Here is a 600-nt window from a genome sequence, read left to right as displayed (position 1 = left end):
GGTGTTTGGCAACTCGATGTCGGCTCATCACATCCTGGGGCTGAAGCCGGTCCCAAGGGTATGGCTGTTCGCCATTTAAAGTGGTACGCGAGCTGGGTTTAGAACGTCGTGAGACAGTTCGGTCCCTATCTGCCGTGGGCGCTGGAGAATTGAGGGGGGCTGCTCCTAGTACGAGAGGACCGGAGTGGACGCATCACTGGTGTTCGGGTTGTCATGCCAATGGCACTGCCCGGTAGCTAAATGCGGAAGAGATAAGTGCTGAAAGCATCTAAGCACGAAACTTGCCCCGAGATGAGTTCTCCCTGACCCTTTAAGGGTCCTGAAGGAACGTTGAAGACGACGACGTTGATAGGCCGGGTGTGTAAGCGCAGCGATGCGTTGAGCTAACCGGTACTAATGAACCGTGAGGCTTAACCTTACAACGCCGAAGATGTTTTGGCGGACGAGAGACAGTGATTTCAGCCTGATTACAGATTAAATCGACATGCGAGAGTGTGTTGAGAAACAGAATTTGCCTGGCGGCTGTAGCGCGGTGGTCCCACCTGACCCCATGCCGAACTCAGAAGTGAAACGCCGTAGCGCCGATGGTAGTGTGGGGTC

At 54.7% G+C, this 600-nt stretch carries 2 rRNA genes; both read left to right on the top strand.

From position 1 onward, the window contains the following. Positions 1-418: ribosomal RNA gene (locus RR877_RS10700) — 23S ribosomal RNA — on the top strand; the annotation flags it as partial. 96 nt (positions 419-514) lie between these two features. After that, positions 515-600: ribosomal RNA gene (rrf, locus tag RR877_RS10695) — 5S ribosomal RNA — on the top strand; the annotation flags it as partial.

The organism is Aurantimicrobium sp. (assembly GCF_036667855.1).
Taxonomy (GTDB): domain Bacteria; phylum Actinomycetota; class Actinomycetes; order Actinomycetales; family Microbacteriaceae; genus Aurantimicrobium.
The sequence above is the reverse complement of the archived record's forward strand: the minus strand, read 5'-3'. Positions and strand labels throughout refer to the sequence as shown.